The sequence below is a fragment of the Escherichia albertii genome, from assembly GCF_028622335.1.
Taxonomy (GTDB): Bacteria; Pseudomonadota; Gammaproteobacteria; order Enterobacterales; family Enterobacteriaceae; genus Escherichia; species Escherichia albertii.
This window is the reverse complement of sequence record NZ_CP117568.1, coordinates 4,397,686-4,410,909: the sequence shown is the minus strand read 5'-3', so window position 1 is coordinate 4,410,909 and position 13,224 is coordinate 4,397,686. Positions and strand designations below refer to the sequence as shown.

The 13,224-nt window shown below is 51.6% G+C and carries 13 protein-coding genes; 11 read left to right on the top strand and 2 right to left on the bottom strand.

Translation table 11 applies throughout. The annotated features are described in order from the left end of the window. The 6 genes from kdpC (at position 1) to potE (ending at position 8,109) form a co-directional block, all read left to right on the top strand. On the top strand, positions 1-573 hold the full coding sequence (kdpC, locus tag PS053_RS21215) for a K(+)-transporting ATPase subunit C (RefSeq protein ID WP_059225210.1): 573 nt from the start codon (positions 1-3) through the stop codon (positions 571-573). Beyond that, entirely contained in the window at positions 566-3,250 is a 2,685-nt protein-coding gene (gene kdpD, locus PS053_RS21210; RefSeq protein ID WP_059218905.1) for a two-component system sensor histidine kinase KdpD, read from the top strand. Before kdpC ends, kdpD begins: the two co-directional genes overlap by 8 nt. After that, positions 3,247-3,924: a two-component system response regulator KdpE gene (gene kdpE, locus PS053_RS21205; protein WP_000186095.1), complete on the top strand. Its 678-nt coding sequence runs from the start codon at positions 3,247-3,249 to the stop codon at positions 3,922-3,924. Before kdpD ends, kdpE begins: the two co-directional genes overlap by 4 nt. Before the next feature lie 258 nt (positions 3,925-4,182). Next, positions 4,183-4,287: a leader peptide SpeFL gene (speFL, locus tag PS053_RS21200; RefSeq protein WP_107164369.1), complete on the top strand. Its 105-nt coding sequence runs from the start codon at positions 4,183-4,185 to the stop codon at positions 4,285-4,287. Positions 4,288-4,594: 307 nt separating this feature from the next. Next, entirely contained in the window at positions 4,595-6,793 is a 2,199-nt protein-coding gene (gene speF / locus PS053_RS21195) for an ornithine decarboxylase SpeF (RefSeq protein ID WP_256879101.1), read from the top strand. After that, positions 6,790-8,109, top strand: a complete 1,320-nt coding sequence (potE, locus tag PS053_RS21190) for a putrescine-ornithine antiporter (protein ID WP_000075813.1) — start codon at positions 6,790-6,792, stop codon at positions 8,107-8,109. The genes speF and potE overlap by 4 nt, the downstream gene beginning before the upstream one ends. 57 nt (positions 8,110-8,166) lie before the next feature. Here the strand turns inward: potE and pgm are convergent, their stop codons facing one another. Together pgm and seqA are read right to left on the bottom strand one after the other, a co-directional pair. After that, entirely contained in the window at positions 8,167-9,807 is a 1,641-nt protein-coding gene (pgm, locus tag PS053_RS21185; RefSeq protein ID WP_025237380.1) for a phosphoglucomutase (alpha-D-glucose-1,6-bisphosphate-dependent), read from the bottom strand. A gap of 28 nt (positions 9,808-9,835) precedes the next feature. Continuing rightward, complete coding sequence (gene seqA / locus PS053_RS21180; RefSeq protein ID WP_002430208.1) at positions 9,836-10,381, bottom strand: replication initiation negative regulator SeqA; 546 nt, start codon at positions 10,379-10,381, stop codon at positions 9,836-9,838. 184 nt (positions 10,382-10,565) lie between these two features. On the opposite strand from seqA, the gene ybfF reads away from it, so the two are divergent. The 5 genes from ybfF to fur all read left to right on the top strand — a co-directional run bounded on the left by ybfF (position 10,566) and on the right by fur (position 13,168). After that, the gene (gene ybfF / locus PS053_RS21175) at positions 10,566-11,330 is read left to right on the top strand and encodes an esterase (protein ID WP_059226940.1); all 765 of its coding nucleotides are present in this window, start codon (positions 10,566-10,568) and stop codon (positions 11,328-11,330) included. Between the two features lie 139 nt (positions 11,331-11,469). Beyond that, positions 11,470-11,763, top strand: coding sequence for a LexA regulated protein (gene ybfE / locus PS053_RS21170; RefSeq protein WP_002430209.1), 294 nt, complete (start codon positions 11,470-11,472; stop codon positions 11,761-11,763). Between the two features lie 139 nt (positions 11,764-11,902). Next, complete coding sequence (gene fldA, locus PS053_RS21165) at positions 11,903-12,433, top strand: flavodoxin FldA (RefSeq protein WP_002430210.1); 531 nt, start codon at positions 11,903-11,905, stop codon at positions 12,431-12,433. Positions 12,434-12,642: 209 nt separating this feature from the next. Then, positions 12,643-12,729: a fur leader peptide gene (gene uof, locus PS053_RS21160; protein ID WP_001406816.1), complete on the top strand. Its 87-nt coding sequence runs from the start codon at positions 12,643-12,645 to the stop codon at positions 12,727-12,729. Next, positions 12,722-13,168: a ferric iron uptake transcriptional regulator gene (gene fur / locus PS053_RS21155; RefSeq protein ID WP_000131702.1), complete on the top strand. Its 447-nt coding sequence runs from the start codon at positions 12,722-12,724 to the stop codon at positions 13,166-13,168. The genes uof and fur overlap by 8 nt, the downstream gene beginning before the upstream one ends. Positions 13,169-13,224: the final 56 nt, after the last annotated feature.

The window sequence follows — 13,224 nt, the reverse complement described above, 5'->3', positions numbered from 1 at the left end:
ATGCGTGGATTACGTCCGGCATTATCGACATTTCTCTTTCTGTTACTGATTACTGGCGGTGTTTATCCGCTGCTAACCACCGCGCTGGGGCAATGGTGGTTTCCCTGGCAGGCCAACGGCTCGTTGATTCGTGAAGGTAATACGGTTCGCGGTTCAGCGTTAATCGGGCAGAATTTTACTGGCAACGGCTATTTTCATGGTCGCCCGTCGGCAACGGCAGAAATGCCCTATAATCCACAGGCTTCTGGCGGGAGCAATCTGGCAGTCAGTAACCCAGAGCTGGATAAACAAATAGCCGCACGCGTCGCCGCGTTACGGGCCACTAACCCGGATGCCAGCATGAACGTTCCGGTTGAACTGGTGACGGCGTCGGCAAGCGGACTGGACAATAACATTACCCCGCAAGCGGCGGCCTGGCAGATCCCACGCGTGGCGAAAGCGCGTAATCTCGGCGTTGAACAGCTCACGCAACTGGTCGCAAAATACAGCCAACAACCGCTGGTGAAATATATCGGCCAGCCGGTCGTCAACATTGTCGAACTCAATCTGGCGCTGGATAAGCTTGATGAATAATGAACCCTTACGTCCCGATCCCGACCGTCTGCTGGAACAAACTGCCGCGCCGCATCGGGGAAAGCTTAAAGTTTTCTTTGGTGCCTGTGCGGGCGTCGGGAAGACCTGGGCGATGCTGGCAGAAGCCCAGCGACTGCGGGCGCAAGGGCTGGATATTGTGGTTGGCGTGGTGGAAACCCACGGACGTAAAGATACTGCCGCCATGCTGGAAGGGCTGGCAGTACTGCCGCTAAAACGCCAGGCGCATCGTGGGCGGCATATCAGTGAGTTTGATCTCGACGCCGCCCTCGCCCGTCGCCCGGCGCTGATTTTAATGGACGAGCTGGCGCACAGTAATGCGCCAGGTTCCCGTCATCCTAAACGCTGGCAGGATATCGAAGAGCTGCTGGAAGCAGGAATTGATGTTTTCACCACTGTCAACGTTCAGCATCTGGAAAGCCTTAACGATGTGGTCAGCGGCGTCACCGGGATTCAGGTGCGGGAAACCGTGCCCGATCCTTTTTTCGATGCCGCCGACGACGTAGTGCTGGTGGACTTGCCCCCGGACGATCTGCGACAACGGCTGAAAGAAGGCAAGGTTTATATTGCCGGACAGGCGGAACGCGCCATTGAGCATTTTTTCCGCAAAGGCAATCTGATCGCCCTGCGTGAACTGGCACTGCGCCGTACTGCCGATCGCGTAGATGAGCAAATGCGCGCCTGGCGAGGTCGTCCTGGTGAAGAGAAAGTCTGGCACACGCGTGACGCGATTCTTTTATGCATCGGGCACAATACGGGCAGCGAAAAACTGGTCCGGGCGGCAGCACGACTGGCGTCAAGACTGGGAAGCGTCTGGCACGCAGTGTATGTTGAAACCCCTGCCCTGCACCGCTTACCGGAGAAAAAACGCCGGGCAATTCTCAGCGCCCTGCGTCTGGCACAGGAGTTAGGCGCTGAGACGGCAACGCTTTCTGACCCGGCAGAAGAAAAAGCCGTAGTACGTTATGCCCGGGAACATAATCTCGGTAAAATTATTCTCGGTCGCCCGGCCTCGCGTCGCTGGTGGCGCCGGGAAACTTTTGCTGACCGACTGGCGCGCATCGCCCCCGATCTCGATCAAGTGTTGGTCGCGCTTGATGAACCACCGACCCGCAATCTTAATCACGCGCCGGATAGCCGCTCTTTTAAAGATAAGTGGCGAGTACAGATTCAGGGGTGTGTCGTTGCCGCCGCGTTATGCGCCGTTATCACCTTAATTGCCATGCAGTGGCTGGTGGCGTTTGATGCCGCCAACCTTGTAATGCTGTATCTGCTGGGCGTAGTCGTAGTCGCGCTGTTTTATGGTCGCTGGCCTTCAGTGGTTGCCACCGTCATTAATGTACTGAGTTTCGACCTCTTTTTTATTGCCCCACGCGGGACACTCGCCGTCTCTGACGTCCAGTATTTACTGACCTTTGCGGTGATGTTAACCGTCGGGCTGGTGATCGGGAATCTTACCGCTGGCGTGCGTTATCAGGCGCGGGTAGCTCGTTACCGCGAGCAACGCACGCGGCATCTGTATGAAATGTCAAAAGCACTGGCCGTTGGGCGAAGTCCGCAGGACATCGCCGCCACCAGCGAACAGTTTATTGCCTCCACGTTTCATGCCCGCAGCCAGGTGTTGTTACCCGATGACGATGGTAGATTGCAGCCATTGACGCATCCACAGGGGATGACGCCATGGGACGAGGCTATCGCCCACTGGAGTTTTGATAAAGGCCTGCCTGCGGGCGCGGGGACCGACACGTTACCCGGTGTACCGTACCAGATTTTGCCGTTAAAAAGCGGCGAGAAAACTTACGGGCTGGTGGTGGTAGAACCAGGAAATCTGCGTCAACTGATGATCCCGGAACAACAGCGTCTGCTGGAAACCTTTAGCCTGTTGGTCGCCAATGCGCTGGAGCGCCTGACGCTAACCGCCAGTGAAGAACAGGCTCGGATGGCAAGCGAACGCGAACAAATTCGCAACGCCCTGCTGGCGGCGCTGTCTCATGATTTGCGCACCCCGCTTACGGTATTGTTCGGGCAGGCAGAAATCTTGACGCTCGATCTGGCAAGCGAAGGATCACCGCACGCCCGCCAGGCCAGCGAAATTCGCCAGCATGTGCTGAACACCACCCGACTGGTGAATAATTTGCTGGATATGGCGCGAATTCAGTCTGGCGGCTTTAATTTGAAGAAAGAATGGTTAACGCTGGAAGAAGTGGTTGGTAGCGCGCTGCAAATGCTGGAACCGGGTTTATCATCGCCCATCAACCTTTCTCTGCCAGAACCGCTGACCTTAATCCACGTCGACGGGCCACTGTTTGAACGAGTGCTGATTAATCTGCTGGAGAACGCGGTGAAATACGCAGGCGCGCAGGCCAAAATTGGTATCGACGCCCATGTGGCTGGCGATCGGCTGCAACTGGATGTCTGGGATAACGGCCCTGGTATTCCGCAAGGAAAGGAACAGACCATTTTCGATAAGTTTGCCCGGGGAAATAAAGAGTCGGCGGTGCCGGGAGTCGGGCTTGGGCTGGCAATTTGCCGGGCGATAGTGGATGTACACGGCGGCACGATTACCGCGTTCAACCGACCGGAAGGCGGCGCCTGTTTTCGTGTTACACTTCCCCAGCAAACCGCTCCTGAACTTGAAGAATTTCATGAGGATATGTGACAAACGTTCTGATTGTTGAAGATGAACAGGCTATTCGTCGCTTTCTGCGCACGGCGCTGGAAGGCGACGGAATGCGTGTCTATGAAGCTGAAACGCTGCAACGTGGATTGCTGGAAGCCGCGACCCGTAAGCCGGATTTGATTATTCTCGATCTCGGTCTGCCCGATGGCGATGGGATTGAGTTTATCCGCGATCTGCGCCAGTGGAGCGCGGTGCCGATAATTGTCCTTTCCGCACGCAGTGAAGAGAGCGACAAAATCGCCGCGCTGGACGCCGGAGCTGATGATTATCTGAGTAAACCATTTGGTATCGGCGAATTACAGGCCCGTCTGCGCGTCGCGTTACGCCGCCACTCAACCAGCTCCGCGCCCGATCCGGTAGTGACATTTTCCGACGTTACCGTCGATTTAGCTGCTCGCCTGATTCACCGCGGCGAGGAAGAAGTGCATTTAACGCCCATCGAGTTTCGCCTGTTGGCAGTGCTGCTCAACAACGCCGGAAAAGTGCTCACCCAGCGCCAGCTCCTCAACCAGGTGTGGGGACCAAACGCTGTCGAACACAGTCACTATTTGCGTATTTATATGGGACACCTGCGACAAAAACTGGAGCAGGATCCCGCTCGTCCCCGCCATTTCATTACTGAAACCGGTATTGGCTATCGTTTCATGCTGTGAATGCATATTCATTAAACACGCCTGAATAATCACCAGGCCTGTTAAGAATATTATTTAGCAGGCTTGTTTTCTTAGCGAAAATATAAAGCGAAAATTACAACATTTAAATAACAATATAAGGACACCATGGCGCAATTTATATTTGATGGCTTATTGTTTCAGACGTAATCATTTTTTGTTGATCTCCTTCACAGATTCTGGCTATTTCCTGGATAGAATAATCTTACCTTCAACTAATACAGAAAAAGGTAAAGGAAAATGGAAAATAATAATCGCGCCATGCCTCATATAAGGCGGACAACTCATATTATGAAGTTTTCCCATCGTAATAGTTTCGACTTTCATTTCTTTAATGCCCGCTAGTCTTCTGACTAAAGGGCACCTCAACATACAGGTCTCCCTGTTTTTAAGCATTGCAGGTTAATGCCTGTATCTCCTGGTGCTCATACACTGCTAACCCTTTTATACTCTTATTAATTCAGTGCGCTATTTCGCAACCTGAACGAGAAGAGTATCGCCAGTTACCGGGCTGGTCAGGGTTATTGCATCTGCAAAAAAGCAAATAACTGATTTATTTATCAGGGGGAATGTTTTGCTTTTTTTCCGGCGTTATCGATTTCTCTTTTGAGAAATTGAGGACCTGTTATTACCTGAATTAGAGAGATGAAAAATGTCAGAATTAAAAATTGCCGTTAGTCGTTCTTGCCAGAATTATTTTTCCACTCAACGTACATGCGTGAATATTGACGAAAGCCGTTATATTAACGTCGCCGCCATTGTTTTATCGGTCAATGATGTTGAGCGTGGAAAACTCGATGAAATAGACGCTACCGGTTACGGCATTCCCGTCTTTATTGCTACGGAAAATGAAGAGCAAGTACCTGCAAAATATCTGTCTCGTATTTCTGGTGTCTTCGAACGTTGCGAAACGCGTAAAGAGTTTTACGGTCGTCAGTTAGAAACTGCTGCCCGTCATTATGAAACGCAACTGCGCCCGCCCTTCTTCCGCGCGCTGGTCGATTATGTCAATCAGGGCAACAGTGCGTTTGACTGCCCCGGTCATCAGGGCGGCGAATTTTTCCGTCGTCATCCGGCAGGAAATCAGTTTGTAGAGTATTTTGGCGAAACGCTGTTCCGTTCCGACTTGTGTAACGCTGATGTGGCGATGGGCGATCTGCTGATTCATGAAGGTGCGCCATGTATTGCACAACAGCATGCAGCTAAAGTCTTTAATGCCGATAAAACCTATTTCGTTTTAAACGGTACTTCATCTTCTAATAAAGTGGTCTTAAACGCATTGCTGACGCCGGGCGATCTGGTGTTGTTTGACCGCAATAACCATAAATCCAACCACCACGGTGCGTTGCTACAGGCTGGCGCAACACCAGTTTATCTGGAAACTGCACGTAACCCGTATGGTTTTATCGGTGGTATTGACGCTCACTGTTTTGAAGAAAGTTACCTGCGTGAGCTGATCGCGGAAGTCGCGCCGCAACGAGCAAAAGAGGCTCGTCCTTTCCGTCTCGCCGTTATTCAGTTAGGCACTTACGACGGTACTATTTATAACGCCCGTCAGGTGGTGGATAAAATTGGTCATCTGTGTGACTACATTCTGTTTGACTCCGCATGGGTCGGCTATGAGCAATTTATCCCGATGATGGCTGACTGTTCGCCGCTGCTGCTGGAGCTCAATGAAAACGATCCGGGCATTCTGGTTACGCAATCGGTACATAAACAGCAGGCTGGTTTTTCCCAGACATCACAAATTCATAAAAAAGACAGACACATCAAAGGGCAACAGCGTTATGTGCCACATAAACGCATGAATAATGCTTTCATGATGCACGCTTCTACCAGCCCGTTCTATCCATTGTTCGCCGCGCTGGATGTCAACGCCAAAATGCATGAAGGCGTAAGCGGTCGCAACATGTGGATGGAGTGTGTGGCAAATGGCATCGATGCCCGCAAACTGATCCTCGAAAACTGCCATCATATTCGCCCATTCGTACCTGAACTGATCGATGGCAAACCGTGGCAATCTTATCCGACCAGAGAAATCGCCAATGACCTGCGTTTCTTCCAGTTTGTCCCGGGAGAACACTGGCATTCTTTTGAAGGCTACGCAGAAAACCAATATTTTGTCGATCCGTGCAAGCTGCTGCTGACGACCCCAGGTATTGATGCGCGTAATGGCGAATATGAGGCGTTTGGCGTTCCGGCAACAATTCTCGCCAACTTCCTGCGCGAAAATGGCGTAATTCCAGAAAAATGCGATCTGAACTCCATTCTCTTCCTGCTAACTCCGGCGGAGGATATGGCCAAACTGCAGCAACTTGTCGCCTTGCTGGTACGTTTCGAAAAACTGTTGGAAGCAGATGCTCCACTGGCGGAAGTGCTGCCTTCTATTTACAAACAGCACGAAGAACGTTACGCCGGTTATACCTTGCGTCAGCTCTGTCAGGAAATGCATGACCTGTATGCCCGCCACAATGTGAAACAACTGCAAAAAGAGATGTTCCGTAAAGAACACTTCCCACGCGTTTGTATGAATCCACAGGAAGCCAACTACGCCTACTTGCGCGGTGAGGTGGAACTGGTTCGCCTGCCGGATGCAGAAGGTCGTATCGCTGCTGAAGGCGCCCTGCCTTATCCTCCGGGAGTGCTGTGTGTTGTTCCTGGTGAAGTCTGGGGCGGTGCGGTTCTGCGTTACTTCAGCGCACTGGAAGAAGGGATCAACCTGCTGCCTGGTTTTGCACCGGAATTACAGGGCGTCTATATCGAAGAACATGATGGACGTAAGCAAGTCTGGTGCTATGTCATCAAGCCTCGTGATGCGCAAGGCACCCTGTCAGAAGGGGAAAAATTATGAGTCAGGCTAAAGCGAACAAGATGGGCGTCGTGCAGTTAACCATACTGACGATGGTCAACATGATGGGCTCCGGGATCATTATGCTCCCGACCAAACTGGCAGAAGTCGGGACGATCTCGATTATCTCCTGGTTGGTAACAGCGGTGGGCTCAATGGCGTTGGCCTGGGCCTTCGCAAAATGCGGTATGTATAGCCGTAAATCAGGCGGTATGGGCGGTTACGCCGAATATGCTTTCGGTAAATCCGGCAACTTCATGGCAAACTACACCTACGGCGTCTCGCTGCTGATTGCCAACGTCGCCATTGCTATTTCCGCCGTTGGTTACGGTACTGAATTGTTTGGCGCCGCACTCTCGCCAGTCCAGATCGGTCTTGCCACTATTGCTGTATTGTGGGTATGTACCGTGGCTAACTTTGGCGGCGCGCGCATTACCGGGCAAATCAGTAGCATTACCGTGTGGGGGGTCATTATCCCGGTGATCGGCCTGTGCATTATCGGCTGGTTCTGGTTTAGTCCAACGCTTTATGTTGATTCATGGAACCCACATCATGCGCCGTTCTTCAGCGCGGTAGGTTCTTCTATCGCCATGACGCTGTGGGCATTTCTTGGTCTGGAGTCGGCGTGTGCGAATGCCGACGTGGTGGAAAACCCGGAACGTAACGTGCCGATCGCGGTACTCGGCGGTACATTAGGTGCGGCGGTAATTTATATCGTTTCCACCAACGTAATTGCCGGGATTGTGCCAAATATGGAACTGGCAAATTCAACCGCGCCGTTTGGTCTGGCCTTCGCGCAAATGTTCACACCGGTAGTCGGTAAAGTGATTATGGCGCTGATGGTGATGTCCTGCTGCGGTTCGCTGCTTGGATGGCAATTCACCATTGCTCAGGTGTTTAAATCTTCCGCCGATGAGGGATACTTTCCAAAAATCTTCTCTCGTGTAACAAAAGTGGACGCACCTGTTCAGGGAATGTTGACCATTGTGATTATCCAGACTGGTTTGGCGCTGATGACGATTAGCCCGTCGTTGAACAGTCAGTTCAACGTACTGGTTAATCTGGCTGTGGTGACCAATATCATCCCGTATATTCTGTCGATGGCGGCACTGGTGATCATTCAGAAGGCAGCTAATGTTCCGGCAGCTAAAGCGAAAGTGGCTAACTTTGTTGCCTTTGTTGGCGCAATGTACAGCTTCTATGCGCTCTACTCCTCCGGGGAAGAAGCCATGTTGTATGGCTCCATCGTGACCTTCCTCGGCTGGACGCTGTATGGCCTGGTATCACCACGTTTTGAACTGAAAAATAAACACGGTTAATAAAGTGAAGCAAAAAAGGGCGATCGAATGATCGCCCTTTTTTATTACTTTACGCAATTACGCGTTTTTCAGAACTTCGCTAACAATCTCAACCGCTTCTTTCTCGATCTGCTTGCGATGTTCTTCACCGAGGAAGCTTTCGCAGTAGATCTTATATGCGTCTTCCGTGCCTGACGGACGCGCGGCGAACCAGCCGTTGTCTGTCATCACTTTCAGACCGCCAATAGAAGCACCGTTGCCCGGTGCTGCGGTCAGACGCGCGGTGATCGGGTCGCCAGCCAGAGTGCTGGCGCTTACCATTTCCGGCGACAGCTTAGACAGTGCCGCTTTCTGTGCGGAGGTTGCCGCTGCCTGCAAACGGTTGTAGCTCGGCGCACCAAAGCGTTTTGCCAGTTCGTTGTAGTGTTCCTGCGGGTTCTTACCAGTGACTGCGGTAATTTCCGCCGCCAGCAGACACATGATGATGCCGTCTTTATCGGTCGACCACGGCGTACCGTCGAAACGCAGGAAGGAAGCACCCGCGCTCTCTTCGCCGCCAAAGCCGAAACTACCGTCGAACAGGCCATCAACAAACCATTTGAAGCCTACCGGTACTTCTACCAGTTTGCGGCCCAAATCGTTAACCACACGGTCGATCATCGCGGAAGAAACCAGTGTTTTACCGACGGCAACATCTTTGCCCCACTGCGGACGATGCTGGAACAGGTAGTTGATCGCCACCGCCAGATAATGGTTCGGGTTCATCAACCCAGCCGGAGTGACAATACCGTGACGGTCATAATCCGGGTCGTTAGCAAACGCCAGATCGAACTTATCACGCAGCGCCAGCAGGCCCGCCATCGCACATTCAGAGGAGCAATCCATACGGATCGCGCCATCTTTGTCGAGGTGCATAAAGCGGAAGGTTTGATCAACCTGATCGTTAACGATGGTCAGGTTGAGATTGTAATACTCGCCAATACGTTTCCAGTATTCGATACCGGACCCCCCCAGCGGATCGACACCCAGCGTTAAACCTGCTTTCTGAATCGCGGCCATATCAACGATATCCGCCAGGCCTTCCACAAATGGCTGCACCAGATCCTGTTCTCTCACATGACCGGACGCCATCGCTTCGTCGAGGGAGATACGCTTCACGCCTTTCAGGCCGTCCGCCAGCAGTGCGTTGGCTCTGTCTTCCACCACTTTGGTGACGTTGGTATCAGCCGGACCGCCATTTGGCGGGTTGTATTTGATACCACCATCTTCCGGCGGGTTATGGGACGGCGTAATCACAATACCATCTGCCAGTGGGCCACCTTTTTTGTTGTGAACCAGAATGGCATTGGAAACGGCAGGCGTCGGTGTAAAGCCATTGTTTTCCTGCACAATGACATCAACACCGTTTGCTGCCAGTACTTCCAGGACGGAAATGAACGCAGGTTCAGACAGAGCATGGGTATCTTTACCCACGTAGCAAGGGCCAGTGATGCCGTTTTTCGCACGTTCTTCGGCAATCGCCTGGGCTATCGCCAGAATGTGCGGCTCGTTAAAGCTATGGCGCGCTGCACTGCCACGGTGACCGGAGGTCCCGAATTTCACCGCGTGTTCAGCATTCCCTGCTTCTGGTTTCAGTACATAGTATTGCGCCGTCAGTTGGGCGACATTAATCAAATCACTCTGTTGTGCAGGTTGGCCTGCACGATTGTGGATTGCCATTGCTTTGTCCTTTGTCTGCAACGTTGTTTTAAATTGTCCCGCAAACCTTCTCAATCAATTCCGCCGGGAATTGCATCGACTGCATGATATGTTCGATCATGCTGCATTTACGGCCAGTGTTCGTGTTGGTGATCACCCAATACGGCGTGCCTGCCACGTGTTTCGGTTTGGTCTGATTACCATTTTTCAGTAGCGTTTGCTCATCTGCCGCAAAGTAAACGCGCGTGCGGCCATGCAACGACTCCGTTGCTTCGGCAAACGCCTGGGCGTCAAGAGAATATAGTGTAGACAACAGCAGCATAAAGCGATTTACCGCGCGTTTTTGCTCGGCGTATTCGTCCGAAAGCAGAAGTTCACGCATGGCGCGAACTTTATCTTTAATCGTTTTGACCGGCTTCGCTTCGACGATAGCAGGTGACGCAACGCGAACCTCTTTCGTCACCGGAGCAACAGGCTGTGATGCGGCGGAAAATTTCAACATGCGCCGTAAAATGTCGGATGCGCTCTCGCCGATATGCTTAGTGTGGCTGGCAATATAGCTATAGAGTTCATCATCAACTTCAATCGTTTTCATCTTAATCCAGTGCGGTGTCTTAGCTGAATACAAGTTGCCGGGAGTATACGAATAAATCCCGGCAGCGGATAGCGTCAAGCCTGGCATGCAGAAAAAATCGGAGTAACCCGTATTTGTTGCAGCCCTGTGGCACAATGGTCAACATAATACCCTAACCCGACAGAGCGAAAAAAAGAACTTTGCCATGAAATTGAATATCCGCGCGCAAACTGCACAAAACCAGCACAATAATTCTCCCATTGTCCTCGTCCATGGCCTGTTTGGCAGCCTCGACAATCTTGGCGTACTGGCTCGCGATCTGATAGACGATCACAATATCATCCAGGTTGATATGCGTAACCATGGTCTTTCGCTGAGAGATCCGGTGATGAATTACCCGGCGATGGCCCAGGATCTTGTTGATACCCTGGATGCGTTGCAGATCGATAAGGCGACATTTATTGGTCACTCAATGGGCGGTAAAGCGGTAATGGCGCTCACTGCACTGGCTCCCGATCGCATCGATAAACTGGTGGCGATTGATATCGCGCCGGTCAACTATCACGTACGCCGTCACGATGAGATTTTCGCGGCCATCAATGCGGTCAGTGAATCCGACGCGCAAACACGCCAGCAGGCAGCGGCAGTGATGCGCCAGCATCTGAATGAAGAAGGAGTCATTCAGTTTCTGCTGAAATCTTACGTTGATGGCGAATGGCGCTTTAATGTGCCGGTACTGTGGGATCAATATCCACATATTGTTGGCTGGGAGAAAATTCCGGCGTGGGACCACCCTGCGCTGTTTATTCCTGGCGGCAACTCGCCGTATGTCACCGAACAGTATCGAGCTGATTTACTGGCACAATTTCCACAGGCACGGGCGCATGTGATTGCAGGCGCGGGTCACTGGGTACACGCAGAAAAACCGGATGCGGTGTTGCGCGCCATCCGTCGCTATCTCAATGATTAGCATAACTGATTAAAAACCCAGCGCCCGCGCGGCTTTCCGCGCGTGGGCGTTGGCGAGACTCCTCACGCTGTTGTATTATGGCGCGCTATCCATCCGGGCAAGCGCCTGGCTGATTGTTTCCCCCGAAGTCACCAAGATCATGGCCAAAGAACAAACGGACCGTACGACATTAGATCTGTTCGCGCACGAGCGTCGACCGGGACGACCGAAAACCAATCCGCTTTCGCGCGATGAACAGCTGCGTATTAATAAGCGCAACCAGCTAAAACGCGACAAAGTACGTGGTCTTAAGCGTGTCGAACTGAAGCTGAACACGGAGGCTGTCGAGGCGCTGAACGAGCTGGCAGAATCGCGTAATATGAGTCGTAGCGAACTGATCGAAGAGATATTGATGCAGCAGTTGGCAGCGCTGCGCAGCCAGGGCATCGTTTAAATTTCCATTTTCGTGTAGCACAGTGTGCAGTCCTGCAAGTTTGCTGATTCCGCAAGACTGCCTGTTCTGCTATGATTGCCTTTATCCGTGGGCAATTTACCACCCCCATTTCAATAAGTTTCAAGAGGTTATTTCACTCATGGCTATCACTGGCATCTTTTTCGGCAGCGACACCGGTAATACCGAAAATATCGCAAAAATGATTCAAAAACAGCTTGGTAAAGACGTTGCCGATGTCCATGACATTGCAAAAAGCAGCAAAGAAGATCTGGAAGCGTATGACATTCTGCTGCTGGGCATTCCAACCTGGTACTACGGCGAAGCGCAATGTGACTGGGACGATTTTTTCCCAACTCTCGAAGAGATTGATTTCAATGGTAAACTGGTTGCGCTGTTTGGTTGTGGCGACCAGGAAGATTACGCAGAATATTTCTGCGATGCGTTAGGCACCATCCGCGACATCATCGAACCGCGCGGCGCGACTATCGTCGGTCACTGGCCAACTGCCGGCTACCATTTCGAAGCATCGAAAGGTCTGGTAGATGATGACCACTTCGTCGGTCTGGCTATCGACGAAGACCGTCAACCGGAACTGACCGCCGAGCGCGTAGAAAAATGGGTAAAACAAATTTCTGAAGAGTTACATCTCGACGAAATTATCAATGCCTGATGTGATGCGGCGTAGACCAATATCTACGCCGTATTAATAGGTAATGCCAATCGAAATAATTGCTACAAATTTGTAACTTTTGCCGTTGTACCTGTACAATGTCCCGGTATTCAAGTGGCCTTGCCGATATAAGTGTAAGCTGTGCCACGTTTTTATTAACAATATTTGCCAGGGACTTGTAGTTTTCATTTAGGCGTGGCAATTCTATAATGATACGCATTATCTCAAGAGCAAATTCTGTCACTTCTTCTAATGAAGTGAACCGCTTAGTAACAGGACAGATTCCGCATGACTGATAACAATACCGCCCTAAAGAAAGCTGGCCTGAAAGTAACGCTTCCACGCTTGAAAATCCTGGAAGTTCTTCAGGAGCCGGACAACCATCACGTCAGTGCGGAAGATTTGTACAAACGTCTGATCGATATGGGTGAAGAAATTGGTCTGGCTACGGTATACCGCGTACTGAACCAGTTTGACGACGCAGGTATCGTCACCCGCCACAATTTTGAAGGCGGCAAATCCGTATTTGAACTGACCCAGCAACACCACCACGATCACCTGATCTGCCTCGACTGCGGCAAGGTTATCGAATTTAGTGATGATTCCATCGAAGCGCGTCAACGTGAAATCGCCGCGAAACATGGCATTCGCCTGACTAACCATAGCCTCTATCTTTACGGTCACTGCGCCGAAGGCGATTGCCGCGAAGATGAGCATGCGCACGAAGGCAAATAAGCCAGCCTGAACGAACGAGAAAAGCCAACCTGCGGGTTGGCTTTTTGATACAAGGG